A 543-nucleotide genomic window follows, 5' to 3' on the forward strand; every position below is an offset into this window, starting at 1 on the left:
GGGTTTTTTAGTTTTAGCGCCGAGCACTGGCAACGCGACAATTCATGGACTTGGCAAAGAAAACACCTTGAGTAGTTTTTAAATCGCCTCCAGTACCAGAAATGAATCTTACGTCTGCACCGAACGCGTCGTTGATCCGCTCGCATCGGAGGACTGCGCTTTAGACCTGCGCTTGTAATCCGCAGGCGTCATCCCGGTAAGTTGAATGAAAGCCCGTCGGAACGAGGTATCCTCGTTGTAGCCGCACTTGAGTGCCACTTTTTTAATGCTGGCTCCCGGTGTCTGGAGGAGGACGCAAGCCGTTTCTATCCTCACTCGGGTAATGAACTCTTCAGGCGACTCATTGGGTAATTTCTTGAATCGTCGATGCATTGTCCGCTCGCTCAGATTCAACATTTTGGCGAGCTCTTCAGCCGTCAGCCCGGGTCTGGCATAGCGAATGATTTGCTCGGTTTCCAGAAGCAGCGGATCAGCACTATTTATAAAACCGCGGGGTGCATAAACCAGTTGAGGCAGTGACAAGACTAGGGAAGCTCCGAGCAA

Annotated in this window: 1 protein-coding gene; it reads right to left on the bottom strand. The window is 51.2% G+C overall.

All coding sequences use genetic code 11. The annotated features are described in order from the left end of the window. Window positions 1-108: 108 nt before the first annotated feature. A partial coding sequence (locus ALO64_RS01155; RefSeq protein WP_235804966.1) for a helix-turn-helix domain-containing protein occupies window positions 109-543 on the bottom strand: 435 nt, incomplete at its 5' end.

Origin of the sequence: Pseudomonas meliae (assembly GCF_001400515.1) — a bacterium.
Taxonomy (GTDB): Bacteria; Pseudomonadota; Gammaproteobacteria; order Pseudomonadales; family Pseudomonadaceae; genus Aquipseudomonas; species Aquipseudomonas amygdali.